Source organism: Acidobacteriota bacterium (assembly GCA_039030395.1).
Taxonomy (GTDB): Bacteria; Acidobacteriota; Thermoanaerobaculia; order Multivoradales; family JBCCEF01; genus JBCCEF01.
Genome location: JBCCEF010000023.1, coordinates 52967 through 79048, shown reverse-complemented (window position 1 = coordinate 79048; position 26082 = coordinate 52967). Strand labels below are relative to the sequence as shown.

At 63.3% G+C, this 26082-nt stretch carries 20 protein-coding genes; 13 read left to right on the top strand and 7 right to left on the bottom strand.

Annotated elements, in window-relative coordinates; all coding sequences use genetic code 11:
- Positions 1–138: 138 nt before the first annotated feature.
- Positions 139–726 carry a hypothetical protein gene (locus tag AAF481_17330; GenBank protein ID MEM7482940.1) on the bottom strand — a complete coding sequence of 196 codons (588 nt, stop codon included), beginning with the start codon at positions 724–726 and terminating at the stop codon, positions 139–141.
- A gap of 2 nt (positions 727–728) precedes the next feature.
- Complete coding sequence (locus AAF481_17325) at positions 729–1274, bottom strand: hypothetical protein (GenBank protein ID MEM7482939.1); 546 nt, start codon at positions 1272–1274, stop codon at positions 729–731.
- Between the two features lie 504 nt (positions 1275–1778).
- Here AAF481_17325 and AAF481_17320 point away from each other — a divergent pair.
- The 3 genes from AAF481_17320 to AAF481_17310 all read left to right on the top strand — a co-directional run bounded on the left by AAF481_17320 (position 1779) and on the right by AAF481_17310 (position 3159).
- Positions 1779–1910: a hypothetical protein gene (locus tag AAF481_17320; protein ID MEM7482938.1), complete on the top strand. Its 132-nt coding sequence runs from the start codon at positions 1779–1781 to the stop codon at positions 1908–1910.
- A 126-nt stretch (positions 1911–2036) separates the two neighbouring features.
- On the top strand, positions 2037–2453 hold the full coding sequence (locus tag AAF481_17315; protein MEM7482937.1) for a hypothetical protein: 417 nt from the start codon (positions 2037–2039) through the stop codon (positions 2451–2453).
- Positions 2454–2457: 4 nt separating this feature from the next.
- Positions 2458–3159, top strand: coding sequence for a redoxin domain-containing protein (locus tag AAF481_17310; protein MEM7482936.1), 702 nt, complete (start codon positions 2458–2460; stop codon positions 3157–3159).
- Positions 3160–3203: 44 nt separating this feature from the next.
- Here AAF481_17310 and AAF481_17305 read toward each other — a convergent pair whose 3' ends face one another.
- Positions 3204–4229 carry a hypothetical protein gene (locus tag AAF481_17305; protein ID MEM7482935.1) on the bottom strand — a complete coding sequence of 342 codons (1026 nt, stop codon included), beginning with the start codon at positions 4227–4229 and terminating at the stop codon, positions 3204–3206.
- On the opposite strand from AAF481_17305, the gene AAF481_17300 reads away from it, so the two are divergent.
- Both AAF481_17300 and AAF481_17295 read left to right on the top strand, forming a co-directional pair.
- On the top strand, positions 4218–5507 hold the full coding sequence (locus AAF481_17300; GenBank protein ID MEM7482934.1) for a polysaccharide biosynthesis C-terminal domain-containing protein: 1290 nt from the start codon (positions 4218–4220) through the stop codon (positions 5505–5507). The genes AAF481_17305 and AAF481_17300 overlap by 12 nt on opposite strands.
- Positions 5508–5598: 91 nt before the next feature.
- Positions 5599–6228, top strand: a complete 630-nt coding sequence (locus AAF481_17295; protein MEM7482933.1) for a MotA/TolQ/ExbB proton channel family protein — start codon at positions 5599–5601, stop codon at positions 6226–6228.
- Positions 6229–6302: 74 nt separating this feature from the next.
- Here AAF481_17295 and AAF481_17290 read toward each other — a convergent pair whose 3' ends face one another.
- Positions 6303–8813, bottom strand: coding sequence for a heavy metal translocating P-type ATPase (locus AAF481_17290; protein MEM7482932.1), 2511 nt, complete (start codon positions 8811–8813; stop codon positions 6303–6305).
- An 879-nt stretch (positions 8814–9692) separates the two neighbouring features.
- On the opposite strand from AAF481_17290, the gene AAF481_17285 reads away from it, so the two are divergent.
- From AAF481_17285 to AAF481_17260, 6 genes are all read left to right on the top strand, one after another.
- The gene (locus AAF481_17285; protein ID MEM7482931.1) at positions 9693–10445 is read left to right on the top strand and encodes a hypothetical protein; all 753 of its coding nucleotides are present in this window, start codon (positions 9693–9695) and stop codon (positions 10443–10445) included.
- Positions 10446–10582: 137 nt separating this feature from the next.
- Positions 10583–11743, top strand: a complete 1161-nt coding sequence (locus AAF481_17280; protein MEM7482930.1) for a DUF3500 domain-containing protein — start codon at positions 10583–10585, stop codon at positions 11741–11743.
- Between the two features lie 13 nt (positions 11744–11756).
- The gene (locus AAF481_17275) at positions 11757–12443 is read left to right on the top strand and encodes a hypothetical protein (protein ID MEM7482929.1); all 687 of its coding nucleotides are present in this window, start codon (positions 11757–11759) and stop codon (positions 12441–12443) included.
- Positions 12444–12700: 257 nt separating this feature from the next.
- Positions 12701–14053 (top strand): hypothetical protein, encoded by a 1353-nt coding sequence (locus AAF481_17270; GenBank protein MEM7482928.1) that lies wholly within the window; start codon positions 12701–12703, stop codon positions 14051–14053.
- 258 nt (positions 14054–14311) lie between these two features.
- Positions 14312–15589: a Tm-1-like ATP-binding domain-containing protein gene (locus AAF481_17265; GenBank protein MEM7482927.1), complete on the top strand. Its 1278-nt coding sequence runs from the start codon at positions 14312–14314 to the stop codon at positions 15587–15589.
- Between the two features lie 25 nt (positions 15590–15614).
- Positions 15615–18092 carry an ABC transporter transmembrane domain-containing protein gene (locus AAF481_17260; protein ID MEM7482926.1) on the top strand — a complete coding sequence of 826 codons (2478 nt, stop codon included), beginning with the start codon at positions 15615–15617 and terminating at the stop codon, positions 18090–18092.
- 274 nt (positions 18093–18366) lie between these two features.
- On the opposite strand, the gene AAF481_17255 is transcribed toward AAF481_17260, so the two are convergent.
- Positions 18367–18609, bottom strand: a complete 243-nt coding sequence (locus AAF481_17255; protein ID MEM7482925.1) for a DUF5132 domain-containing protein — start codon at positions 18607–18609, stop codon at positions 18367–18369.
- Between the two features lie 459 nt (positions 18610–19068).
- Here AAF481_17255 and AAF481_17250 point away from each other — a divergent pair, with 459 nt between their 5' ends.
- Positions 19069–20115: a CNNM domain-containing protein gene (locus AAF481_17250; GenBank protein MEM7482924.1), complete on the top strand. Its 1047-nt coding sequence runs from the start codon at positions 19069–19071 to the stop codon at positions 20113–20115.
- An 18-nt stretch (positions 20116–20133) separates the two neighbouring features.
- Here AAF481_17250 and AAF481_17245 read toward each other — a convergent pair whose 3' ends face one another.
- Together AAF481_17245 and AAF481_17240 are read right to left on the bottom strand one after the other, a co-directional pair.
- Positions 20134–22392, bottom strand: coding sequence for a caspase family protein (locus AAF481_17245; protein ID MEM7482923.1), 2259 nt, complete (start codon positions 22390–22392; stop codon positions 20134–20136).
- Complete coding sequence (locus tag AAF481_17240; GenBank protein ID MEM7482922.1) at positions 22389–24863, bottom strand: CHAT domain-containing protein; 2475 nt, start codon at positions 24861–24863, stop codon at positions 22389–22391. The genes AAF481_17245 and AAF481_17240 overlap by 4 nt, the downstream gene beginning before the upstream one ends.
- A 260-nt stretch (positions 24864–25123) precedes the next feature.
- Here AAF481_17240 and AAF481_17235 point away from each other — a divergent pair, with 260 nt between their 5' ends.
- Positions 25124–25897, top strand: a complete 774-nt coding sequence (locus tag AAF481_17235) for a hypothetical protein (protein MEM7482921.1) — start codon at positions 25124–25126, stop codon at positions 25895–25897.
- Positions 25898–26082: the final 185 nt, after the last annotated feature.

Here is a 26082-nt window from a genome sequence, read left to right as displayed (position 1 = left end):
CTTCACCGACTTGCCCGACTCCACCTCCTGGAGCACCCGGATGATCTTCTCCTCGCTGTAGCGACTCTTGCGCATATTGCCCTCCTCCTTTCAGCCCAGATTGCTCAAAGTCTACTGGGCCGAATTACGGGGAGCACGTCAGGTGCACCAGTGAAGCTTCTTCGTGTCCTTGCCTTTGTAGACCATGTACAGCAGTCCCTGGAACACCACCAATGCCGGAGGTCGGCCCGATTTGGCGTCATTTTCGGAGGTGATGTTCTGCTCGGTGGACCATCCGGAGTTGACATCGTAGGTGCACCAGTAGAGCTTGGAGTTGTCCTTGCCTTTGTAGACCATATAGAGCTTGCTCCGGTACATGGTGAACGCGGGCTGGTGGTCCGACTTGAATCCATCGTTGGCGCTCAGATTCTCCTCGTTGCCCCAAACGTCCTTGGTCCATTCGTAGGAGTAGAGCTTGTTCTCTCCATCCCAGCGCAGAATGAAGTGGAGAATGTCGTCCGCAGGAGTGACCGTGGTCGAGGGATTTCGCACCGGCTCCTCACGCGACCAATAGGTGTCGTTGACCTGGTAGGAACTGGTGTAGGCGACGCTGTTGCTAGCGGCTTTGTAGAAGCCTACGAAGATGCGGCCCTGGTAGGTCGCGAGGGCCGGGGAGTCGCTGAGCTCGATCTTGTTGTCCGACCCATAGGTGACCGTTTGGACGGAGGAGAAAACGAGATCGGACATGATCACACCTCCCCGTCGCTGTCCGGCAGCAGGGAGTAGGCCAGGGCGTCATAGATCACCTCTTGCCATTCTGCAGGCAGTGTGTTGCCACAATGGTCCTGACGGTCGTTGCAGGTCCAGCTATTGTAGGTGCAGTTGGAGTCGTCGAAGGACGAACCGAGCGGATAGACCAACGAGAAGCCCAGAAAATCGGCTCGGTTCGAGCTGAGCTGGTCGACCATTTGCTTGTGACCCGCCTCGACCCTGGGATCGAGAGTCCCGATGCGATATCGGTTGATGTACGCCTGACCGGTGTAGGGCCGGTAGTCGGGATCGTCGGAAGCGATGTAGCCCGGCAGAAGCCAGATCGCTCCAGGATCGATTTGGCCATAGGGCGAATCCCAGGGCTCCACCAGCATCACGCCGTAGAACCGGTTGCCGTCGGCACCCTGGTCGTAGGTGCGGATCGCATCATCGAACACCACCCCGGAGATGGACGGGTCCAGGCTGCTGTAGGGCGGAAGTTTGCAGTCCCGTGGATTGATGTAGAGCTGCGAGAGATTGTTCATCAGCCGCTCCTTTCCCGACGGCATGGGCATCGTCGCGCAGACCACCTGGCGCGGGTCGTACCCTGTGTTTGCCTTTCATCGAGAAGTGACGCTTTCGACGGTTTCGTTTCTTGGGCCCGGCACGGGTCCTTGATCTGCCGTCGAACAACTCGGGTCCGACTCGCCGCTCTGGGTCGCTTCGGCGGTGGGTTCGGACTGAGCGTGCGCTGCGAGGATCCAGCCCAGGGTGAGCAGCATGAGGATGCCTGGAACGAAACCCTTGCCGAGCCTCTTTCGGCTCATGGCCTCTGCATCGACTCCAGGTCGGAGATCACCAGGAGAACAAGCAGAAGACTTTCGAGTCGATGACCGATGGCACCTTCGATGCGCAGGTTAGGGCCTGACTTTCTTTCCATGCTTGCTCAGAAGCTCGCCGCGATCGCCAGCCCGCCGGACGGTACGAGCCCTACCCTTCCAGGGAACTGTGGCCGTTCTTCGAGGCGGTCCATCGCGTACAATCAACCCATGAGTGCGCCCGTTTTCGGCCCTAGCCGATTTCGACTGCTGATCTCTCTGCTGCTCGTCGGCACCGCCTTCGCCGCCGGGGTGTATGCCGATGATCCGCCGCCGCCGCGGCCGTCGAGCGTCCCCATATGAAGCGGTTGACCCGGCGAGGGTGCGCCGCTCCGGGGGAGTGGCATCGACGAACGGTTCAGCTTTTCGCTGCGCTATATCGACATCGATCTCGATCGCCCACGCTGGCGTTCGACGCTGCATGCCCGGGTGCATCCGCGGCTGCAGCTTGGGGTGGAGGTGAACCCGGAGGCGGACGAGATCGGTCCGCTGGTGACCTGGTTCTTGCTGACCGAGGGCGAAAAGCGCCCGGCGCTGTTTCTCGGCACCAGTTCGGACCGCGTCGGCTCGCCGAAGGGCGAGCAGTCCTACTTTCTGACCGCGGCGAAGGGGCATCCGCGCTGGCCGGTGTCGGCCTATGTCAGCCTCAACTACTCGGAGTGGGACGACGGCCTCAACGTGCCCTTCGGCGTCGAGGTCGATTTCGCAGAGCGCTTCTCGGTGCGCCCGATGTACGACGGCCAGCGCACCCACCTGATGCTCAACTACAAAGGCCGGCGCTACGGAGCTTCGCTGCTTTGGATTTGGCTGGAGCGGGTCGGCTTCGCTTTCTCGACGAGGTTCTGACCCGATGACCAAGAGCTTCCGCACTTTTTTCTGTTGCCTTCTGATGATGCTGACCGGAATCTCGACAGCCTATGCGGGTGAAGGGCATGGGCTCGAGGAACGGACCGGTGAGCGTGCGCTGTGCCCGGTCTGTCGCGTGCACGAAGGGGAAACGAAGGAGGAGGTGGTGGTCGCGGTGGCGCTGTTCGAGGGCCAGGAATTCGGGCTTTGCTCGGAAACGTGCCGCGAAACCTTCCTCGAAGCCCCCGCCAGCTATCTGCCGCCGGTCTTCCCGCGGCCGGCGCCGAAGTTTGTGGTGCTGGGGCTCGACGGTGCGGAGGTTCCCTCGGAGACATACCGCGGCAAGGTGATGCTTCTCGATTTCTGGGCAACCTGGTGTCCGCCCTGCGTCAGGGATCTGCCGAGTCTGACGCGGCTGCACGAGCGCTACGAGGACGATGGCTTGGTCGTCGTGAGTATCTCGATCGACGAAGGCGAGAACGCCGACCGCAAGGTCGCGCGCATGATCAAGCGGCGCAGGGCGCGGCATCCGGTTTTCCTCGACGCCGCCCTCGATTCCGCCTGGGCCGCCTACCAGGTGCGGGTAGTGCCGACCCAGTACCTGGTCGATGCCGAAGGCCAGATCGTGGCCCAGTGGTCGGGCAAGGTCGACCTTGAGGTCGTCGAAGCGGAGATCGCCCGCCTGCTCGCCGCCGACACCGGCTAGGCGCTCGGCGAGCGGCCGCCGACCGACCTTCCCTGTACTGCTCCTCAGTCCGAGTGGGCGAGCCAGCCTCCGAGGTATCCGGACTCGAAGCCCGAAGTGAAGATGAGAGTGCCGAATCCTTGTTCCTGGGGCAGCAGGATGAGGAGGTCGATGGCGTTGGGGTTGCTGGTGTCGCCGGCGTAGCCTCCGACCCACAGCTCGCCTTCGTCGGTGCGGGACAACCGGTAGCCGGCGGTGGTCACCTGGCCGACCACCAGGGACTCGGTACCCAGGCGCTCGCCGGTGGCCGACAGGGTCACCAGCTCCGTTTCGATGACCCGGCTGCCGGCGGCGGCATCCAGGGTCTGGAGCAGCAGCAGTTCGCCGCTCGGCAGGGCGACGAGGTCGCGGCCGAAGGATCGCCTTCCGTTCGGATCGTCGAGCACGGTGGTCCAGAGAACCGCGCCGGTCGTATCGGTGCGCACCACCGTGGCGTGGTTGCAGTTCGGGAGATCGCAACCGGTGATGGCGTAGCCGTCGGCGAGGGGTCGCAGGGAGAAACCCTCGCGGAAGAACTCGTCCTGGTATAGGCGATCCCATTCCGGGTTGCCGTGGGCGTCGAACTTCCACAGGAAGGCGAGGCCGAGGCCGCCGGAGACGTTGCCGGTGGCGACGAAACCGCCTTCGTCGGTGGCGGTGAGGTTGTTGATGTAGGTGGCCACACCGAAGCCGGGGGTGCCGAGGGTCTCGAAGCGGGTGAAGCTTTGGAGGTGACCGGTGGAGTTGGTGAGCAGCACCCAGGGGTCCTCGGGGTTGGTCATGGTGTTGGCGCCACCGGCCAGCGCGTAGCGGCTGTCGGCAAGGCGTATCGCCCGCACGATGGCGGAGTCGACGTCAAGGCCGGCGGTGAAAGTGTCCTCGGAACTCCACAGGGTGTTGCCGTGCGCATCGAGGGCGAGGAGCCAGGGCCGGTAGTCCGGGGTGTCGGGAAAGGCGGCACTGCCGGCGACCACGGCTCCGCCATCGTCCGTGGGCAGGATCGAGTAGAAGGTTTCCGCATCGCCATAAACTCTCTCTTGATGACCTCTCACCGCAAATATCTACGGCGCGGCGCTTTCACCCTCGGGGCGGTGACCGCTGGAGGCTACCTGACGGACTATGCCTTCAATCTGGGGTTGACCCGCTTTCTGTCGGCCCACGAGTACGGGGACTTCCGGGTGGCCTATGCCTTCGCCTTTTTCTGTGGCCTGGCCGTCCTCCTCGGCGGCGACCGAGCGGCGCCGATGGTACTAGCGCCTGCCCTGGAGCGCCGGGAAGGCCTTCGGGTCTGGATGTACCTGCGGTTTTATCTCCGCAACGCCTTGATCCTTGCCGCCGGGATCGCCGCCGTGACCTGGACTCTCGCTCTCCTGCACGTCGGCTCAGCCGACCCCGAAAACCACCATCCGATGGCCTGGGTGGTGATCGCGATTCCGCTGAACGCGGCGGCGGCGATGGTGAGCCGCACGCTGCAGTCGGCACGGCGGCCGGCCTGGGCGGCTCTGCCCTGGCGGATCGGTTTGCCGGTTCTGCAGCTTGCGTTGTTCGGGCTGTGGATCATCGGGTGGGGAGCGCTCCATATCGAGGCGGCGGTGATCCTATCGATCTTTGCCACCGCTTGGATCGCCTTGGCGCAATGGCTATGGGTGCGGCGCCTCGGCTTGGTCGAGATCGGGCCGGCGACAGAGATTCGCCAGTCTCGCCAATGGCTGGCTCAGTCGTTGCCGATGATGGGCTCGTTCTTGGTGGCCTTGGCGCTCAACCAGTCGGACCTTTATTTTCTCGAGGTGCTGGGCGAGGAGAATGAGGTGGGCCACTACGCGGCGGCGACGACCGCCGCCCATCTGCTGATTCTGGTACAGACCACGATCGTCGGGCTGATCGCGCCCCTCGCCAAACCGGCGATGGAGGAGGGGCCGCAAGCCTCGCAGGCGATCTTCCGGCAGGGCCAAGGGTGGATGCTGCGGTTGTTGATTCCCTTCGCCCTTCTTCTGGCGCTGGCCGCCGGACCCGTCCTCGGCCTGTTCGGCGCCGAGTATCGCGATGCCGAAGCTGCGCTGGTGCTCCTGGTCGTTGGCACCTTCGGATGGGCCCTTGCCGCCTTGCCGAGCCTCTGGTTGCAGTACGAAGGCCGTGCGGGCACCGTGTTGGCGATCTCCGCTTCGACCCTGCTGGCCGACTCGATCCTCAATCTGCTTCTGATTCCACGCTTTGGCATGAACGGCGCCGCGGTCGGAACGGCCGTGACCTTGACCCTCGCCGGTGGCGCTCTGCTGATCCTGCAGCGCAGGAGCCATTCGGCCCACCTGGGGAACTCTGCCAGCCGCTGAGGGATCTAAGGAGACATCGAATGCTTCAGAGAGGTGGCGGCCTTCGGACCGCTGGTCTCTCGGTGTCTCACTTGGCGGAAAGGAGAGTGCGATGTTTCCTCAGGGCGACCTTTTGGTGATGATGCAGGAGGGTGGTTGGGTCTTGTGGGCTCTCGGAGCCTTCTCGGTGGTTTGTTTGGCAGTGGCGCTGGAGCGGGTCTGGGTACTGCGTCGGGAGCGGACGCCGATGGCCCGGCTGGTCCAGGCGCTTCGCGGCACGCTGGGTAGCGTGTCTAGGCCGGCGGTGGCGTTGACGGCGGTGGAGCGTGTGGGTGGGGCGTCGGCACGGGTAGTTTTGGCGGGTTTGGAGCGCTACTCCCTGACCTCGGAGGAAATCGAAGCGGTGATGGAGCGTCGGGCGCGCAAGGAGTTGCGACGCCTCACACGGGGTTTGGGCTTGCTCTCGAGCACGGCGGTGACGGCGCCGCTTTTGGGCTTTCTGGGAACGGTGACCGGCATGATCGCTTCCTTTGGGGCACTCGGAGACTACGGGACGTCGAATCCCAGCCTGGTGGCGCAAGGCATTGAGGAGGCGCTCTTGACCACCGCCGCCGGCCTCGCCGTGGCGGTGCCGGTGCACCTCGTCCACGGCTTGCTGGCGAGCCGGGTAGACCGTATGGCCCATGAAATGGAGGATCTGGGGCACCTGCTGTTGGATCTCCGGCGAATGCCGAACTCGTAGGCGACCATCCGGAGAGGGTCACCAACGGTGGCTTGGCGAGCTGCTGAGCGGGCGTTTTGGCGCGCAAAATTGCGCTATGTCGTCAACTGCGCGTGATCTTGGACGGGAGGATGATCAGAGCCGTGGCCGGGTTGTTCGGGCACGACAAGGGCGGACTGGGCGCGAAGGCCGTTGGCGGTTGCGACGAGGTTGAACACGTTGTTGAAAAGCAGCGACATGCCTAGTCCGAAATAGCCCGTAAGCGCGCCGGCAATGCAAATGGAGTTCGGTACCAGGACCAGTCCGAAGCTCTTGCGCACGTTGCGGTTGAGGTTGTCGGAGATCTGGAAGAGCAACTCGAACTTGCCCAGATTTCCGTCGAGGAATACGATGTCGGCGATATCGGTCGCTGCGTCGGTAGCACCTTGCAGGGAAATGGAGCAGTCGGCCTGGGCGAGGCCGGCGGTGTCGTTGATGCCGTCGCCGATCATGGCGACCCTTCGTCCCTTCTCTTGCAGTTCTTGAATGTGGCGTGCCTTGTTCTGGGGCAACACCTCGGAAAAATGGTGTTCGATCCCGAGCTGCTTGGAAAGTGTGCGTGTGGGCGCCTCGTGGTCGCCCGAGAGAAGGTAGATGTCCTCGATCCCTCTCTCTTGGCGCAGGAAGCGGATGATCGCACCGGCCTCTGGCCTGGGGCTGCTGCGCAACTCGATCAGCCCAGCCAGGTGGTTGCCGGAGGCAGCGAAAACAGCGGCGCCGCCGGCGGCATGGATCTCCCGGATGTAGCGCTTCGCTTTTGCGGGAATCGAGATGCTTTCTCCTTCGATGAAGCGTCGGCTGCCGACCCGCCAAGTCTCACCGTCAAGTTGGACGGTGACACCGAAACCCACCTTGTAGTCGGAATCGGAGATGGGTGGCACCGCAACGTTGCGATCGGCCGCAGCGCGGAGGATGGAGCGGGCGATGGGGTGACTGAATCGCTGCTCGGCGCAGGCGACGCGGGCAAGCAGCTCCGATTCGTCAAGCGAAGGTATGAGGGGAATGACTCGGTGGACGGCCGGAACGTCACTCGTGAGCGTGCCCGTCTTGTCGAAGACTACGGCATCGATGTCGCTCAGTTGTTCGAGGACGGCACCTCTCTTGATGAGAACCCCGTTCTTGATCGCCGCAGTCTGTGATGACAGGAGCGCAAGCGGGCCGGCGATTCGGATGCCGGTTCCGAAGTCGGCGTTGATCACCGCCAGCATCGCGTCCGATCCCACCGTCCAGTAGCCCACTCCGCCGAGCGCTAAGGTCGGCGCGACCATCAGGTCGGCAAACCGCTCGGTAAGAGACTGCAGGTGAACTTTGTGCTCGAGCGATTGCTCGATGAGCTGGATCATCCTCGATGCGTTGGTGTCCGCGCCGGTTTGAGTGACCGTCACGTGAAGCTTACCGGTGAGGACGCTCGACATGGAGAACACCCGCTCACCTTCTGTTCTCTCCGCCGGGGCATATTCGCCGGTCAGCGCCGACTGATCCACCAGGGCATTGCCTGAGGCGACGAGACCATCGACGGGGATCTGTTCCCCTGACCGGATCACAATCAAGTCGTCGACGTTCAAATCCGAGACTCTGCACTCGACCTCGCTCTCTCCCTCCAGCCGGTGGGTGAGGTGCGGACGGCGGCCGAAGATCTCCGTCAGCCGGCGCCGCGAGGCCTTTTCCGAAGCGTTCAGCAGAGCGTCGCTGACGTCGACGACCCAGACCATGAAGCTGGCGGAGATCAGTCTTCCACTGGCCACCGCCAGCGCGATGACCGTCGCGTCGAGCACGTCGACCTTCAGCTTCCGCTCCGTGAGGAGCGCGCGTAGCGCTTCGCCAAAGATTCGGCAGGAGACGGCGATGGTCGTGATGAAGCCGACGGTGGCGGCCGCGGGGACGGCGGAACCGGCGAGGGCGATTCCCATCGCGGCGGATGAGAGCGTGAGCCGCAGCGTCGTGGCGTCCGGCACGGGGGTTGACGGAACAAGATCGTCGTCGCCGTTGCCGGTCGCCTCGAGAATGGTGGATTCGAGAATTCGGAGAAGCTCCGAGCGCCGCAGGACCTGATCGTTGTATTTCACCAACACCGTGGCCGTCGTCGGATTCACTGAGTGGCCGGTAACCCCGTCCAGGTGCGCTAGGACCCCTTCGAGTCGTTGGTTGACGGGCGGGTATCGGCCGATGGCGGGATGGAAAACACGGATTCTCCCGGCAGATTCCCGCAGGATCGCCAGGGGAGCGCGGAGCGTTGCGATCGTACGCAGAGAGCGCTTTCGGGAGCGCGGCGGTAGTGCCGCAAGAATGGCTTTCGACTCGTCTGGACCGGGACACCAGTTGGCGAGGAGGTGCTCCATGAAACGCGTTTCGGAGACCCGGTAGCCGTCAAATGTCAGGAGAGCCGTCCCGGTCACCGGATTGACGGCCAGAGTGTGGACCCAGCCGTCCCTGATGAGATTGGCGGTCGCGGGCCCGATCCCCAGGAGCCCTGAATCCGAGAGCCCAACCCGCAATCGTCCGGGTGTGAGGCTTTTCACGGTGAAGTCGCCTGTCTTCATCCGGGTGTCATCCTCGGCCATCAGCATTCTTCGCTCCGCTGCAGGGTCACTGGACGCTCGCCCTGACCTTTGTGTGCGTTCATTACTCGAAGATCTGATGTTACACGAAAACGCTCCAGGGATGATTTGAGCCGGAGTACAGGGTCCGTCCCACTCGCCTCGGTGAATTGCAAGGCGGCCGTTTCCCTGCGTGGACTCGCAAAATATAGAAATATTCGTTTGTTTCAAATAATTTTCTAGAACTAATAACGCTATGTATGATATGGTAAATATGCAACCTCTAGGAATCGCCGAAATAGTGGCACTCGGGCGATCTCGACGTAGAGACTAGCTCGTCCGGCGAGATGGAATATGTGTATATTTGGCATTGAAGATAACTTCAATTAAGGGCAGGGACAGAAATGGATCTCTCAAGAAAAGATGAGGCCCGTGAAGGGCTGCGGCTGTGAATCCCTACGGAAGTATGCAGACCCCACCCTTCGCGCAACGTCGGCAGGACCTGTGGGTTTGACGGTGGGTCCGGTGGACGTCAAGACCGAGCGCCCCGATTGCCGAGCGCTGCGGAAGCCGGCGCCTGATGGTTCGCCGACTCTTCTCCGGCCTGGGCGAGTCAACAGCTTGCAAGATCCGCAGACTCTCATCTTCTACGGTACGGGCAGGCAGGCGACGAACTTGTTGGTGTGCATCCAAAAAAATAGAAACAGGAATCCATGGTGGCCTAGAGAGGTGATAGGGATCAGTCAACCGGATTCGCACGGCCCCTTCGCAAAACGCCTTACCCAGCTCTTTCCGGAGGCTCCATCGCTGCGGACCTGTTTGCCGGGAGGCAGGGTCGACTTTGATCCCAAGCGGGCGATCGCTTTTGTCGCAGCGCCGCCGACGGCGCATCAAGAGGGTCTGCAATGGATGATCGACCACGGGGTCAGGAGGGTCATTCTCGAGAAGCCGCTGGCGGCGAACCGCCGGGAGCTCTCGATCGTGTCTGACCTCATGCGGTCATCGGAGATCGAACTCTACATTCAGGAGCAGTACCTCTACTCCCGACTGCTGGAAGAACTGGTTGCGCTCGTTGCCGATCCGGACGCCTATGTCCGTCGGCGTGGTCTGAGCACGCCGGTTCCGCTCCGCATCGAGGAGACTCACACGGTTTTCTCGAAGGATCGGATCGACGACGCGATACTCGGTAGGCACACCGCAAACATCTGTCTCCTCGAGTTGCCGCACGTCCTGACCATCCTGCACCACGCCTTCGGAAGTCTGAGCTGCAAGCGGGCAACGATCACCGACCTACATCTTAGATCGACCATCCTCAGTTCATATCGGAATGCGTCCATCGTGATGGCCGATGGAGGTGGAGTTCGTCACCGTATTACCCTGTCGAACGTTGATCGATATCGTCGACTCCTAAAGGTCCGCCTGAGCGAGGGGTATGCGGTCGAACTTCACTTCCCCGGCATGCTTCGCCACAGGAACACGGTCTTCAGCTCCCAGGTGACCATCCTGCGCAATGACGAGGCCATCGATCAGCGCATCCTGCCCGACGACCACTTGGCGACCGCGGTCGCCAGCTACTTGGATTGGGACGATCTCAGGGGCACCTACGAGAACTGCTATGAGCCGAGCCGGCTCGTGGTCGAGATCGTCGAAGGACAGACATGATCCCAAAATGCAGCGGAAGCGACCCGAAAAGCGAAACTCTTTCCAGGCACGAGAAGGCTCGTAGGCCAATGCTAGATAGGAGGGCACATATGTTTATTCAATTTAATTCATGGATCTGTCGGGGATCTCTAGCTCTCTTGGCTCTGCTCGCCACCATGGCGTGCCAGTCGGCACAGGTGCAAGCTCCGCCGCAGAGCCCGTCTCCGCCGAACGTCTATGGTACTCCTGTGAAGGCCAGCCAACCTTCCAATGCCGAGCTTGCGTCAGCGCTGACTGAGGCGACATCGGCGTGGCTGACCTCGCTGACGGGTACGCAGAAGACTAAGTGCGTCATTGGATACAGCGATATCCAGCGCACTGACTGGCATTTCATCCCACGCCCATGGCGCAAGGGACTGGCGCTGAGCGAAATGACAGCGGAACAAGAAAAGCTGGCGATGGAGCTATTGCGCGTATCGATCAGTGATCAGGGCTTTGAGAAACTCCACAAGATCATGCTCGAGCAGGGGTTTCTTCGCCTGACGGAGAATCAGAATCCACCGAACTGTTGCGGCATCTACGGCACTCAGTGCGGAAACGGCAGTGGTTGCCCTTCGATCTTCGACGAGCGCTACTACTTCTTCTCCGTTTTCGGCCAGCCGACGATGAGCGGCGAGTGGGGACTCAGTATCGAAGGGCACCACTTCTCGGTGAATTACACCATCGAAGGAGGACAGGTCATCGCCTCGACGCCAACGGCCTTTGGCTCGGCACCGGCGATCATGATCGCGGACAACTACCCTCCGATCAAGAAAGGGACACGTAACCTCGCGCTCGAACAGGATCTAGCAATAGAACTTTACGAAATGCTATTGCCCGACCAAAAGAAGGTGGCGTTGCTGACAAAGGACTCCCCCCGCGACATCATCAACGCCGGCTCGCTCTACCCCCTAGCAGGGTCGCCGGTTGGACTGAGAGCGCGGGAGATGACCCATGGGCAAAGGAAACAACTCCGCTCGCTGCTCGAGGTGTACGCGCACAATATGCCGGAGGCGATCGCAAGAGACTGGATGGCCTCGATCGATGAGAATGGATTTGATGAAATCTACTTTGCCTTCATGGGAACCACGCCCATGGGAGAAAACAAACAGTATGTCGTTCAGGGGCCGGCGGTACTGATCAACTTTTCAAACTCGCAGCCTGACTCGCAGGGAAATCCAGCGAATCACATTCACGCGATCTGGCGAAACCCCAAGGGTGACTTCAACATCGGAAACCCGTTTTATCCGTATTCGCCGAGAAATGTGGCGCCGGAATAGAGTGCTCCCCTGCGTGGTCGCTGTCGCACTTTGGGCGGCTGCAGGATATGGCCAGTCGCAGGAGGAGTGGGAGGGGCAGATTGCCGCTGCGCGTGCCGCATTGAGCGATCGAATCGAAATCGTAGATCAGGTGATCACCGACGACGATCTCGCGCAGTTACGAGCTGTGCCCGAGTTGCGCACCTTGATCATTGATAGCGATAGTCTCATTACGGATCGTGGCATTCCGCAGATTCGTGTGCTCAGAGGCCTCGAGCACCTGCGCATTCGCGGCGCGCAGATTCGCGACGATGGCCTACGTGAACTATGCCGAATCAAGACGCTGCGCATTCTGAATCTCCCCCAAGCTCGTTTTACCGATGGTGGTTTGAATGCTCTGATGGATCTTGCGCACCTTCAGCTATTGCGCTTTGGGAGTCCGGAGGTTACCGACTCCGGCATGGCGACAATCGCACAAATCACTTGGTTGCGCTGGTTGCATCTGATCGATATCCCGATCGGCGACGCCGGGCTTTCCCATCTGAAGTCCCTGCCGAACCTCGAGTCGCTCTACATCGATGGCTCGCGGGTGACTAGCGCCGGCCTGGAAGAGCTGTTCAGAGATCGTCCCGATTTGCATGTGCACCTCAACCAACTGCATCATGATCGCGATCCACGCCGCAACCAACTGCGTCATGATCGCGATCTACGCCGTGATTGAGTCCCAAGTCTGGCCCAGTGTGGGCGGGCGAAGGGTCGAGGCGACTGCTGAGCGGCTCGGGGTTGTGAAGCCGAGCGATCCGGCCCATCTCAGGTACTTCTCCGGGTGTGCCCGGGGACTCCTGGCAAGCCGAAATAGGGCAGTTGCCAGCATGGGGGGAGGAATACGTGCCTGAGACAGGGAGTCTGGACACAGCAAGGACCGGCGCGGCCCTCGAGGCCATCGTAGAGGGGATCCATCGGGGTGCGAGTCCGCTAGTGAGCGAGCCGGCGCTCTTCGACGTTCTGCTGGGCCTGAATGGCTTTGGGCTCAACTGGCTTGACTCTCATGGTTCCCAGGACACTCCGGCGGTTCTGGAAAGTTGGCTATGCGAGTCGGTTTCCACGCCGAATATCGCGACCCTGGGCCGTGTCCTCCGCGGCGAAGTGCACGCGACGTCATGGTTGAACACCGAGAAGCAGCTTGCCAGGCATAGGATTCTGAGTGTATTTCACTCCGTGCTGCTGCGAGATCGCGGCCCGTTGGCGGCCGCCATCGTAGGAGAACTCATCGAAACTGTGACATCTCGAAGCGCCACCGTTACGCTCGATGTCCGCGGGCAATCTCTGGATTTGCTGGAGGACTGGATCCCTCGAGTCCCGGCGGACGTCATCGAAGGTGCCCTACGGCCCGTGGAGGACGCGGTTGGCGGCTTTTCGCCCTGTGTCGAGCGAGACACCGTTGAGCAGCTGATGGAGTGTCACGACACGATCGACCCGCATATCGACGTACCTGTCGCGCCGGTCCTCGATGTGTTGTTCAAGGCGAGCTTGGCGAAAGCGCGCGAAAGAGCGTTCGTGTTGGGCCGGAGGCTAACGAGGGTCTTGCAGCAGGGTTCGTCTCGATTCGGCCCTTGGGCTGACGCGCTCCTGGCGCGAACAGAGGAGGAGAGCGAGCTCCTTCGGAGCGTTACCAAGGGTGTGCTGACGGCGCCTCCCTTCAAGGAGTTTATCGCCGCTAGGCTGCCAAGTCGCTCTTCTTCCGTCGACGACTACGCCGTCAATCGGCATCAGGTGATCTCCGATGGCCTGACCATCCACGAGCTGTGCAGAGTCCTCATCGCGGCGCCCGAGAACGCCTCAAGCGACCGGCGCTCTAGGCAGGTGATAACCTGCTTCTTTAGGCAAGTGCTCGGATTGGGGCAGGCCGCAAATGTCGGTCTTGAAGCTCGCCCGTTCTTCATCGATCACGGCTTCGGTTCTGACGGCGTCCGGCTCGACTGGCCGAGCTACGTTTTCTTGCCGGCCGGCGTGATTTGGGGGAAGGGAGCGGGTGTCGATCTATCGTGCGGCGTCGCCTTTGGTGGAGGAGTAGACCAACGCTCACAGTCAGGACGTGACGGTGCTTACATCGGAGGAAGTTGGTCGTCGACGCTCTATCACGGGCACTCTCACGTCGGCGGAGAGGACCAGTCGCAGGGAGCTGAGTCGAGAGATCGAATCATCCCGTACGGCCTCACCGTGGAGGATGGGCGGCGGCTGCCCTGGGGCCGTTATGTCGAGGCTGAGGACAACGTAGAGGGTACGAAATATCCGGGTGTCCGGACTTTTCGGCTAGCGCCGGAATGCTGAGGGCGAGGGTCGGAGAGGCTCCTTCGAGCGCAGGCCAACACGGAGCCATTCTTCCGGCAAGGCACCGGTCGGCCGCGAGCTTCGCAACGACTCGAGGCGAGGTCGCCACAACAGGAGAAACCAAACGTTGCGAGCGGCCCTCCTCTGCCAGCTCGACGTTGCGGGAATTCGAGAGATGCTCGATATGACGAAGAATTGTTCGCCTGCGGTGCCACCCGATACTCACTGTAACCTGGGCTGTTCGGGCAGCGGGGCGTGATGAGTCGCTCTCTCCACATCGTGCTCATCGGAACCCTGGACACCAAAGGGCATGAGATCGCCTACGTCCGCCGCGTGCTGGAGCGGCTCGGTGCCGAGGTTTGCGTTCTGGACTCAGGCATTCTCGGTGAGCCCGTGGGCGGGTGTGTCGCCGAGGTTCCGCGCGAAGAGGTGGCCTTGGCTGGAGGTCACACTCTCACCGCCCTGCGCAACGCCGGCAGTCGTGGCGTCGCCGTCGAAGGGATGGCGGAGGGTGTACGCGAGATCTGTCTGCGACTTCTGCACGACGGGCGCCTTGAAGGTGTCCTCTGCCTGGGCGGGGCCGAGGGGGCGCTTCTGGGCTCGTCAGCGATGCAGGCCTTGCCGCTGGGGGTGCCCAAGGTTCTTGTGTCGCCGGTGTTCTCAGGAAGACGGACGTTCGGGTCCTTCGTCGGGGAGAGCGACATTCTGCTGTTGCACTCGGTGGTTGACATCTCCGGATTGAACCCACTGGCAGAGGCTGTGTTCAACAACGCCGCCGCCGCGGTGGTCGGTATGGTGCGCGACGCTGGCCAGCCTCCCGCCGGTAGCCGGAAGATGGTCGGGGTCACGATGCTCGGAAACTCGACCCCGGGCGTGACCCGGCTACGTGAAGTGTTGGAGCGTAGTGGGCAGCAGTGTGTTGTGTTCCACGCCAATGGCGTCGGTGGCCCGGCGATGGAGAAGTTGGCCGAGTCCGGTGCGTTGAACGGCGTTGTCGACTACACGCTGTGCGAGCTTTCGAATCGTGCGCTGGGTGGGCTGCTCGCCGCCGGACCCGACCGACTTCGGGTGGTCGGGCGCCTCGGGCTGCCGCAAGTCGTGGTTCCGGGGTGCGTCGACTTTTTCAATCTACGACCGCCTCTCCCAGCACGATTCCACGGGCGACAACAATATCTGCACAACCCGATCTCGATCCTCGTCAGGTTGTCTCCAGACGAGATGGCTGGGCTCGGCCGCAACATTGCGGAACGGCTCAACGGGGCCACGGGGCCGCTTTGCGTTGTGGCGCCGACCGCCGGCTTCTCGATCAATGCTGTGGCCGGCGGCGCACTTTGGGACGCCGCTGGCGACACCGCTTTCATCGAGGCGTTGGAGGATTCGCTTCGGTCGGACATTCCGCTCGAGCGGGTAGATGCGGATGTGAACGACCCTACCTTCGCCGAGTATGTGGCCAGGCGCTTCCTCGAGATGTGCGAAGAGACGGGCGACGGCGCCGATCCCTCGGACGTTCCGCCGGAGGCGTTGCCGGTGTCGTAATTTTTTCTGGAGGATCAGCGTGACCATGGAGTCCAAAGGGCTGAATTCGAAAGCTGGCGTCGATCGCCGAAGGCAGGTGAGAAATTCCCAAGGCACACCTCGCCCGGACCAATACCAACGAAGGATTCTCCGGTATGGCAGCAGGGGTGGCAACGGCATCCGGTTGAAGGCTGCAGTGCCGGGCCGCGAGCGTTGGGAAGTCGATGCGATCCGCGACCGGCCGCAGGCCATCGCCGAGATCGAAAAGCAGCTCATCACCGGTTCCGCGGTTCGTTCGGTCAAGGGCAATCCGATCACAGGCAGGATACTGATCCTGTTCGACCCCGAAGCGGACAGCGACGAGATCGGCACCCGCCTGCGATCCGAAGTGGAGGCGCTGTTCCAGACCCGGCCGGACTTGTTCGCCGGCAACGGCCTCGCAAGCTCCAACGGAGCGGATTCTGGTCCGGACGTCGCCCTCTCGACGAGCGGCAACGATCCCGCCATCGTCGGTGGGGCGAAGCCATTGAAGGTGGTGTCGGCAGCGGCAATGGGGGCGCTGCTGGTATCGCCATTGTGGTTCGGCGCCTCGGTGGTCGCGACCGGCGCCCTGGCCGTCACCGGCATCGTGACGGCCTCGATTTTGCGCAAAGGCTTGCAGCAGCAGCGCGAGACGGTCGGCCTCGCTACCAGGACCGGCGGTGCCGCAAGGGCACATCCGCTGGCCCGCTTCCTCGGCTACGCTTCCCCGTATCGCCGGCAGATCCAGTTGGCGTCCATTTGTTCCGTCGTGAAGAAGTTGTTCGACCTCGCGCCGCCGTTCATTATCGGCGCCGCGATCAACATCGTTGCCAGCAAAGGAAGTACGACCCTTGCGGCCCTTGGTCTGGTGACGGTTCAGTCGCAGTTGTTGTTGCTGGCCGGTGCCACCGTTGTGGTCTTCAGCTTCGAATCGCTGTTCCAGTACTTGAACAGCCGGATGTGGCGGACCATCTCCCAAGAAGTGCAGCGCGACCTGCGCCTGGATGCCTACGCTCGGGTGCAGAACATTGCCCTCGCGAAGCTGGACGAACAAAGCTTGGGCGAGGTTGCCGTGCCCCTGACCGACAATATCAACCAGATCGAATTGTTCATCGACAGCGGCGCGGATTCGATCCTCCAACTGGCGACGAATGCCGTGATGATGATCACGATCTATATCTTTGTCGCACCAGGTATCGCCTGGATCGCCGCGCTGCCAGTGCCGCTACTGATCTGGCGCACGTTCCACTACGAGCGTGTCGCGCGGCCTCTGTATGCCGAAGTGGAACAGCAGGCATCGATGCTGAACAAGCAGATTATCAACAACGTGATGGGCCTTTCGACGATCCGCAGCTTCAGCGCCGAGGACCACGAGATCGCGCGCATCCACGACCTCAGCCAGGCCTATGTCGACGCCAATCGGCCGGCGATCAAAGAGTACGCGGCGTTCATTCCGTCGTTCCGATTCCCGGTGCTGGCGGCCTTCAGCGGGGTCCTGATCGTGGGCGGATTGTCGGCGGCAGCCGGCACGATGACGATCGGTAGTTTCACGCTGGTGCTCTACCTGGTGCAGCGCTTCCTCTTTCCGTTCAAGGAACTTGGGGGATTGGTCGATTCCTACCAGAAGGCGATGGCGGCGATCGAGCGCGTGTTCACTCTCTTCGAGATGCCCGTTGGGCCGCAGAGTGGCACTCAGGTCCTGCCGCTCGAGTCGGTGCGGGGCGAGATCGTTTTCGACCGTGTTTCCTTCTCGTACGACGAGGAGATCGAGATCCTGCGGGACTTCTCGCTCCGCGTCCCCGCCGGTGAGACGGCTGCGGTCATCGGGATGACGGGAGTGGGCAAGTCGAGCATCATCAAAGTCCTGCTGCGGTTCTATGAGTTCGGCAGCGGCCAAATCACGCTCGACGGGCACGACATCCGCTCGCTTCGTCTCGGTGATCTACGCGGCGCCATCAGCCTGGTCAGCCAGGATCTCTTCCTGTTCGAAGGGACCGTCTACGACAACATTGCCTACGGCACTTTCGACTGCACCGAGCAGGACGTTCATGAAGCGGCCCGTATCGCCGCCGCCGACGGCTTCATCCAGGCACTACCTAATAGCTACCGGACACTGATCGGTGAACGCGGTGCCAACCTCTCCACCGGGCAGCGTCAGCGGATCTGTCTCGCGCGCGCGGTTGTGAAGCTGAAGCAGGCACCGGTCTTCATCCTCGACGAGGCGACGTCGTCGGTGGACAGCGAAACCGAGGCGGTAATCCAAAAAGCGCTGACCTTGCTTTCACACGGGCGAACGACTGTAATCGTCGCCCACCGGCTGTCGACCGTTCGCGACGCGCATCAGATTTACGTTCTCGGAAGCGGTGGGCGCATCCTAGAGCAGGGAAAGCACGCTGACCTCTTGGCAATGGATGGCTACTACGCTCGGCTGTGGCGGGTTCAGAGTGACAAGGCGGCGATGGAGCTGAGCACGGAGTTGCCGTCAACGGCTCGACCAGAGTAGTTGGTAGCCAGTAGTGCGTAGCCGACGAATTCAGGTATGCGTGCCGAACCGCCGGTGGCCCTAGCCCTAACTGCCGGGGCCTAGCCTCCGGTGGTTCCCCGACGTTCTCTTCCCGAAGGCTCCCGGTCGGCTCGATTGTCGCGCCGTTTTTCTGAGACTTGGCTCGGAGCCGCTGGGGGCGCGACAGAAGAGAGCCTTCAAGCCGGCATTGATGAGCACAGCCTCAGTTGCCGGTCCGGTGGGGGGGCGGCAAAACGGTCCTGCGTGGCAAAGATCAGGCTTTGGCCGATTTCGACGACTTGGACACCTTCTTGGCTGGCGGTGTGACTTCGCTCGTCGCCTCTGCTGCAATGTCCTCGACTTCTTCCTTGATTTCAGCCGCCAACTGGCCCACTCCGTTCACCAGGTAAACACCTCCTTTGACCACTTCTTTCACGAGTGGACGCAAGAGTGGGTAGACGAATGGACCGACGGCAGCGCCCGCTAAGAGATAGATTCCTTGTGACAACGTGAACATTGTGTCTTACCTCCGGACTTCAAAGACGGCGCGGCACATCCTCGTCTCTCGGTCCCTCATTGATTATAGTAGATAAGTAGTTGCCGCTAATTCTCAGTATAGCACGATATCGTCAAAAAGATAAATCGAAAAAATTCAAGCCTCCAGGCTTCCGAGTTGGGTCGTTGTCGGTCTACAGAAGCACGAGGTGAGGTGCGATCCCGGAGCTGGCTTGGTCTTTCTCACGCGATCCGGCGGTTGCCGAAGGCCTCTACACGACACCGTTTGTAGGTTTGTTGTCCTGCTGTAATAGGAGTATTTTGGGGGGAGGCAGTGACTGAACTGGCGTCGAAAGCTAGAGCTGCGAGGGTTGGCTCTGGGCAAGCCGTCTCCAACGGAGGGGGCCGTATTGGGCGGCAGGGGACTGGCGCAGGGAGGTAGGTGGCACACGGCACGGCGAGACGCTGATAGCCTCCGCCCATGGTTCTACTCCTCATCTATGTCGGTGGCGCCCTGGCGATCTCGTTTCTTTGTTCGGTGCTGGAGGCGACCCTGCTCTCCGTTCGGACCGTCGAGCTGGTCGAGCGAAGCTCCCGCGGCGACCGCGGCGCGGCTCTTCTGCTGGAGCTGAAGCAGAAACGCCTGGACGATGCGATCGGTGCGATTCTCACCCTCAACACCATCGCTCACACGGTGGGCGCCGCCCTCGCCGGCGCCCAGGCGGCAGTGGTCTTTGGGGAGGCGTGGATCGGCGTGTTCTCCGGTGTCCTCACGCTGCTGGTGTTGCTGTTCACGGAGATCATCCCGAAGACCCTGGGGACGATCTATGCCTCGAGCCTGACCGGCTTTGTGGCCCGAACCACACAGTTTCTGACCCGCCTCCTCAAGCTACCGCTGTGGCTGATCGGTTTCTTGACCCGGCGCCTGGTCTCCAAAGGGCACAAGCCGCGGGTTTCCCGCGGCGAGATCGCGGCGCTGGCCGCCTCGGCGGTACAGCACGGTTCCCTGGACGAGGCCACCTCGAAGGTAGTGACCAATGTTCTCCGCCTCAAAGAGGTCCGGGTGGAGGAGGTGATGACCCCTCGCACGGTCGTTGTGATGCTGCCCGAGACCACAACCCTTGCGGAGTTCTTGAAAGACAAGGATGCCGGGGTCTTTTCGCGCATTCCGATCTATCGGGAGAACCGCGACCGGGTGGCGGGACACATTCTGCAGCGGGAGGTGCTGGCCGCCGCCGCCCGCGGTGACGATCCCGCCACTCCCCTGTCCGCCTTTTCTCGGGAATCGGTGTTCGTGGCGGAGTTCGAGTCCGTGGAGAAGGTGCTGCAAAGGATGATCGAGACCCGCGAGCACATGGCCCTGGTCAACGATGAGTTCGGTGGCTTGGCCGGCCTGGTGACCCTGGAGGATCTGGTGGAAACCGCCTTCGGGGTCGAGATCCTGGACGAGACGGACCGGGTGTCAGATCTGCGCGAAGAGGCGAAGAAGGTCGCCCGCGAGCGATACGAGCAGACCGTCCCGGAGTAGCCGGTTCGGCGGCGAGCTTCAGGGGGCTCCGCAGCGGCTTCGCGGATCGCAGATCGTTTTCCAATCCCGCTGAGGCGACAGTCCGGCGCTAGCAGTCCCGCCGCCGACCACCCGCAGGGTGGTGGTGGTGAGGGTCCAGGTGGTGTCCGCGAAGTCGGCGTCTTCTTCGACTCGCGCCTGGGTTCGCGTGGCCGGGCGCAGGTAGCGGTCAAGAGCGCGGAACAATGGGCTGCGCGGAGCGCTGGATCCGGAGCGGCTGTCGGCCGTCGCGGCGAGGAGATGCCAGGCCACGGGGTTCGATTCCTGGGTGCCGAAGACCATGACCTTGTCCTGGACGTCGAGGGGCGGCCGAGCCTCGAACAGGGTGTCGCGGAAGATGTGCTCACTGCCGGGTGCGAGCTTGACCTGGCGGTGGGAGTCCGGGCTTCCGACGGCGGAGGATGCGCCGTCCGGGAAGGTCGCGATGCCGCCGTCCGTCGACAGCACCAGCCCGCCGACCAGCAGGGGGAGGGGCGATTCCGCGCTGAGGCGAACCTTGACGTGCCACCGCTGGCATAGGGGAATCGCCTGCTCGCCCCCGGCTGCCGCTGCCCGCCATTCGCCCCGCGCGCAGATCGTTTGGCGGTTCGCCGGCACGAGGGAGACTTCCAGAGTCTCCTGGTCCCGAAAGTCGTCGCCGCCTTCGCCCTGGAGCGCCAGCAGAGCCTTCTGCCGGGCGTGGCGCCACAGGCTTGCGGCGACCTGGCGGGCGAGGCGAGAGCCTTCTGCTCTATAGGTCTCCCGCAGGCGGTGTGGGCCCCACAGGCCGAGATCGCCGGAGGGCTGGCGGGACAGCTCGAAGTCGCCGGCCTGTTCGGTCAACTGCACCAGCAGAGCCGCTTCCGGATGGCCGGAGACGGCGGCTCGGAGGCGTTCGGCATCCGCCCTCGGCACGCCCCCGGGTTCTCTGGCGGGGCGAATCCGTACGCGCAACTCCACGAAGTCGTCGCTCGGCCGGACCAGGACGGCGAGATCTCCCTCGCGGATCTCGGAAGCGCCGGCGGGCGTCGCGATGATCTGAGCGGTGACATTGAGGGCGGTGCTGTTGAAGGCGGTGACGGGCTCTTCGGATCCTCCGTCCCCCGAACCCAGGACGGTGACGGTGGCTTTCGACCCGGCGGGATCCCGAACGGCCCGGGCCGTGCTGGCGCCATCGTAGATCCGCAGCTCCGCACCGGCGCCCATGCCCGGCAGCGGCGGCCCGGCGAGGAGCAGCCGGGGCTCTACCGCGGTGACTTCCCAGGCGGTGGGGCGGCGGCGGCTCCGGTCGGCGAAGACCATGGAATCGAGGTCGCCCTGAAAGTAAGGGATCTGGTGGCTGCGGGCCGCCACCAAAGGTCGGATGCGCCGCGCCGCCTGGGCGTAGCTCAGGGGTTGACCGCCATGGGCCGAGAGGACCTGGAGGAGGGCGTCGGTGAAGATGCCGGAGCCGGCCCGCTCCAGGGCCGGGGTGTTGTCCGAGGCGGCAGAGAAGGTCACCACTCCCGGCAGGTCCCGGGGCAGCCAGCTCGCGGCACTGTCGTCGCCGATGTCGCTTTCCCGAGATGTATCGTCCCCGGCGACGAGGACGTGATCGCGCGCCACCGCCGGTGGCTGAAAGCGCGCCGTGAAGGCGTTGCCGGTGGCTCGGGTGGCAGAGGCCGAAGTGCAGGAGTCGAGGATCACCGTCACCCGCTGGGTGCGCCGGTGGAGGCGGGTGAGAAGGCGATGGAATTCATCGTCGATGAGGTCGCCGACGTCGCCGGTGCGAGCGTCGTGAAAGAGCAGGGTTTCGTCCTGTCCGTCGGATTCGTCGCCGTTTTCGTCCGGAGTCTGAGCGCCGTGGCCGGCGAAGTAGATCACCGCGACGTCGCCCGCCTCGGCGCGCGCGATCAGTCCCTGTTCGAAGGCTTGGCGGAATCCGGCGGTGGTGGCTTGCTCATCGAGCAGCAGGCAGACATTCGACCGCGGAAAGCCGTAGCCGCTCGCCTCGTCGGTCAAAAGCTGGTAGATCCGCTGCGCATCGTTCGGCGGTCCCGGAAGATCGCTCACCGATGGGTTGGCGTATTCGCCCACCCCTACCACCAAGGCCAGGCGGCGGATGCCATCGGACGCCACCGCCGCACCCTTCGGGCAGTCGGAAGTGGGCCGCGCGCCGGTCTGCGCCGGGGGATCCGGTGCCGATGAGGCGCCCGGCGAGCAAGCCGCGGTGAAGAGGACGAAGGCCGCCGCCGCGAGGGCTTCGAGGGCGGTCCTCACAGCCAGTCGCCGGTGAGCTGGAAGCCGGCCCAGTAGTAGGGGTCGCGGAAGTCCGAGTTCTGCAGCAGGTCGAGTTGCGCTTGCCGCAAGGCCTCGTCCTTGGCTTTGCCGGCCAGCAGATGTTCGTAGAAGGAGATCATCAACTCCGCCGTCGCGGCGTCGTCCACCCGCCAGAGGGAGGCCAGAACGGAGCGCGCACCGGCCGCCAGGAAGGCGCGGCTCAGGCTGACCGGGCCTTCGCCGCCGCGCTCGCGGCCGACCGCCGTTTCACAAGCCGAGAGCGCGACCAACTCGGCGTCCAGCGCCATTTGGTCGACGATCTCCCAGCCTTCGAGGATGCCGTTGTCGGGGTCTCTGGCGTCGGGGCCCTCGGCATGGAAATCGGCGAGGCTGAGGGCGAGGAAGGAGTGCTCCGGCTGCATCTCGTTAACGAAGCCGTGGACCGCGAAGTGCAGGATGTCGGCCTCGCCGGCCTGCTCTTTGGCGAGTTCTTCGGTAGCGCCGGCTCCGAGGTGGATGGAGGCGTTCCGCGAGCCCCGCTCGAACATCCGACCGATCTGCTGTGCCTCCATCTCGGAGCCGGGGAGCGGTACGAGCTCACCGTCGAAACCACGGTCCGCCGCGGAGCGGACGGCCACCGGTAGAGGCTGCTTCTGACCGGCTGATCCGGAGCGCTCGTAGGCAGGGTTCGCGAAAGCGGTGAGACGCCCCGCGAGGGGCTCCCCGGGCTGCCGCGCCCGGCGCAGGATGAAGGCGCGATAGGCGGCAGCGGAGGGAGCAAAGTAGAGCGGTCTCCACTGCACGAAGAACTGTTCTTTGTCCTCGTCGAGGGGGCGGCGCAACGAGGCGAAGGGTAGCCGGTAGAGCGGCCCGTCCGGCACGATCAGCACTCGCTCGGCCCGCTCGATGTCCGCCGCCGCCGGCGCGATCAGCAGGTCGTAGAGCCGCCGCTCCGCCGCCGCCCTGGAGAGGGCGTCCGGCTGATCGAAATCTTCGATCTCGGCGACTCCCCGCTGGAGGCCGGTGGTTTGCTCCAGCAGCCGGTCGAGGTCTTCCGCCAGCGCCGTTCGGCCGATCGGCGCGCGGTGTTTCTTCACATCGCCGGTGGGCGGCACCACCAGCAGGTCCGTGTGGTCGGAACCCACCACGAAGTAGAGCATCACCAGGCTCGGGTCGAGGTGCGGCTGGAGCTCCCACAGATAGGTGGGCATGGAGGCCACGTCGTGGGCGTTCCAGGCTTGGTTCAGGAGGTCTCGCCGGTCCCCATGGAGGCGTTCCCGCTCGTTGTGCAGGGAGGCAAATCGTGGGTCGTCCTGCGGCAGGCGATCGAGGGCTCGGGTGAGAGCTTGAAGCTGGAAGATCACGGCCTGGATCTCCGCGCCGGAGGTCGGTGGGTCGTCGGAGAGCGGCGCCTGGAATCTTCGAACCTGCTCCGGGACCAGGGCGTTTTGCTGCTCCGGCGATCCGTGCCGCAGGATGCGGGTGACCAGGCTGAGGTCGCCGGAGCCGTAGAGCCGTGAGCGCTCGGCGACCTCGAGACCCGATCGGGTTGAAAGCTCGAGAATATTGTCGAAGTGAGCGTGTTGATCGGCGGCGACCGACGACGACCAGCGCCCTGCGCGCTGGCCGAAGGAGCGCGCCCAGTTCTCCTCGCGACCGGAGAACAGTTCTCCCAGGCCCGCGGCGCCGGCCAGGCCCATTTCGGCCAGGCGCTCTGCGGCGCCGGCGTCCGCAAAGCGGCCGGAGAACGCTTCGGCCAGAATGGCGGCCGGGCTGTCGTCCGGCGGCGGCTGCGCGGCCGTGGGTTGGGCCGCTACCGGGCGAAGTGCCTCACTGTCCCCGGGGCCCTGCCGCCGCGCTTGCTGAAGATCCCGCTCGGCGATCTGGACCCAAGCTCCGGGAGTGCCCGCGGCCTGTCTTCTTTTCTCGAGGATTCGTTCGAGCCGCGCGATCCCTTCGGCCTCGTTCCCCAGGGCGAGGTCCAGCCGGGCCACGGCGCGATCGACGTCGAGGGCGAAGAGCTGGAAGTCGTCCAGAATCTCTGTGTGCTCTTCAAGCTGAGTGGCGATCCGCCGCCGGGCCGCTTCGAGTTCTCCCAGTCCACCGAGGTGGCGCGCCAGGGAGATGGGTGGTTTGCCCCAGGCGAGGACCGGCGAGGAACGCAGGTCGAGGCCGAGGAGGCGATCGAAGATCGCACTGCCGCTCTCCAGATCGCCGGAGCCGGTGGCCGAGCGGATCCAGCGGGCCATCGCTTGCAGCGTGCGGGGGTCGCTGTCGCCGTGGGCCTTGCGCAGGGCCTTGACCTCCTGCTCCGGACTGCGCGTCTGTACACCGGCGGCTGAGGAATCCTCGCCGGAGGCACCGCCGTCCACCCCACCGCAGGCCGTCGTGAGGAGCGCAGTCAGCAGCAGGAACGTGAGCGCCAGGATGTGGAGAGTGGACAAAGAGGGGGTGACTCGGTTGCTAGACATTTCGCCTCCAAGCTGGCGGTCGTGGGTGCTCTGATCGGGTGGAACGTTGAACGCAAAAACGTTCCGTCCACTAGGCTTTCAAGCGAAAAGGACCGCTTTGGCGGACCACTCCGGGCCGGCCGAAGGCTTCGAATTCCCTCAGTTCGGAGCCGAAGCGTATCGCCGAGTTCCGGATCTTGGGGTTGGGGCTGCGGCGAAAGCACCTGTAGAGTGTGAACCTGCTATTCGCTTTCGTGGAACTGAAGATTCGGGAGATTCCGATGCTCTTACGCTGTTGCCTGGCAGTTGTTCTCAGCTTTTCTCTTGTCCATGCGGCCTCGGCGCAGGTCGAAACGGTCACCCCCGACGATCCCAGCGGTTGGTTGATCGGCCCCTTCGGTGCGCCGCCGCCGGTCGAGTTCGTGGACGGACCGGACACCCCGCCTTTGGGCAGCGGCAGCTACCGGGCGGCGATCGTCGATCCCGCGTCGAAGATCATCCTGCTGCGCAACGAATTCCACGATCTGCCGCTCAGCGATCTCACGGCCTTGTCCTTCTGGACCTATGTGGATCCGGTCGCCAGCAACACCAACAACTGGTACGTCAATCTGTACCTCGATGCGGACGGCGACGGGGTCTACGAGACTCGGCTGGACTACGTGCCACCGCCGGCGCAGGTGGCCACCGGGATGTGGCAGTTCTGGGATGCCTTCCTCGGCGTGTGGCAGATCAACACCGGCGGAAGCAGCACTCTGGCGGATTTCCTGATCGCCAATCCGAATGCCCGCATCAACGCCTTCAACCTTCCGGAGGGCGGCGCCCTACGCTGGAACATGGGGGACACCGCGAGCAGCTACGTCGGTTTCGTCGGCAACCTGGACGGCGTGCGGGTGGCGGTGAACGGTGTCGGCGACGTGACGTGGGATTTCGAGCGGACGGGTGTACCGATCCAGGCGATCCCAACTCTCGACGCCCCGTTTCTCGTCGTCCTTGCGGTTCTGTTCCTGATGGTGGGGACATGGCGCCTGCGGCGTCGCGTTTCCCGATCCCGCTGACCCCCACGGACCGGCCACCCGAAGGCGCCACCACCCGAAGGTGTCAAGGGAATGGTGCTGCCACGCGAAGGTGCCAGGGGAATGTTGCTACCTCGCGAAGGTGCCAGGGGAATGTTGTTTAGGTGGATGGTGCTACTTCGCGAAGGTGCTGCCACGCGAAGGTGCCAGGGGAATGTTGTTTAGGT

What these genes read in the sequence shown, in the direction of transcription:
- AAF481_17235 (MEM7482921.1), top strand. Translation starts at nt 25,124, where the DNA reads ATGCTCTTACGCTGTTGCCTGGCAGTTGTTCTCAGCTTTTCTCTTGTC.
- AAF481_17295 (MEM7482933.1), top strand. Translation starts at nt 5,599, where the DNA reads ATGTTTCCTCAGGGCGACCTTTTGGTGATGATGCAGGAGGGTGGTTGG.
- AAF481_17240 (MEM7482922.1), bottom strand. Translation starts at nt 24,863, where the DNA reads ATGTCTAGCAACCGAGTCACCCCCTCTTTGTCCACTCTCCACATCCTG.
- AAF481_17255 (MEM7482925.1), bottom strand. Translation starts at nt 18,609, where the DNA reads ATGTTCACGTTGTCACAAGGAATCTATCTCTTAGCGGGCGCTGCCGTC.
- AAF481_17300 (MEM7482934.1), top strand. Translation starts at nt 4,218, where the DNA reads ATGACCTCTCACCGCAAATATCTACGGCGCGGCGCTTTCACCCTCGGG.
- AAF481_17325 (MEM7482939.1), bottom strand. Translation starts at nt 1,274, where the DNA reads ATGAACAATCTCTCGCAGCTCTACATCAATCCACGGGACTGCAAACTT.
- AAF481_17330 (MEM7482940.1), bottom strand. Translation starts at nt 726, where the DNA reads ATGTCCGATCTCGTTTTCTCCTCCGTCCAAACGGTCACCTATGGGTCG.
- AAF481_17265 (MEM7482927.1), top strand. Translation starts at nt 14,312, where the DNA reads ATGAGTCGCTCTCTCCACATCGTGCTCATCGGAACCCTGGACACCAAA.
- AAF481_17320 (MEM7482938.1), top strand. Translation starts at nt 1,779, where the DNA reads ATGAGTGCGCCCGTTTTCGGCCCTAGCCGATTTCGACTGCTGATCTCT.
- AAF481_17260 (MEM7482926.1), top strand. Translation starts at nt 15,615, where the DNA reads ATGGAGTCCAAAGGGCTGAATTCGAAAGCTGGCGTCGATCGCCGAAGG.
- AAF481_17290 (MEM7482932.1), bottom strand. Translation starts at nt 8,813, where the DNA reads ATGCTGATGGCCGAGGATGACACCCGGATGAAGACAGGCGACTTCACC.
- AAF481_17250 (MEM7482924.1), top strand. Translation starts at nt 19,069, where the DNA reads ATGGTTCTACTCCTCATCTATGTCGGTGGCGCCCTGGCGATCTCGTTT.
- AAF481_17310 (MEM7482936.1), top strand. Translation starts at nt 2,458, where the DNA reads ATGACCAAGAGCTTCCGCACTTTTTTCTGTTGCCTTCTGATGATGCTG.
- AAF481_17285 (MEM7482931.1), top strand. Translation starts at nt 9,693, where the DNA reads ATGATCGACCACGGGGTCAGGAGGGTCATTCTCGAGAAGCCGCTGGCG.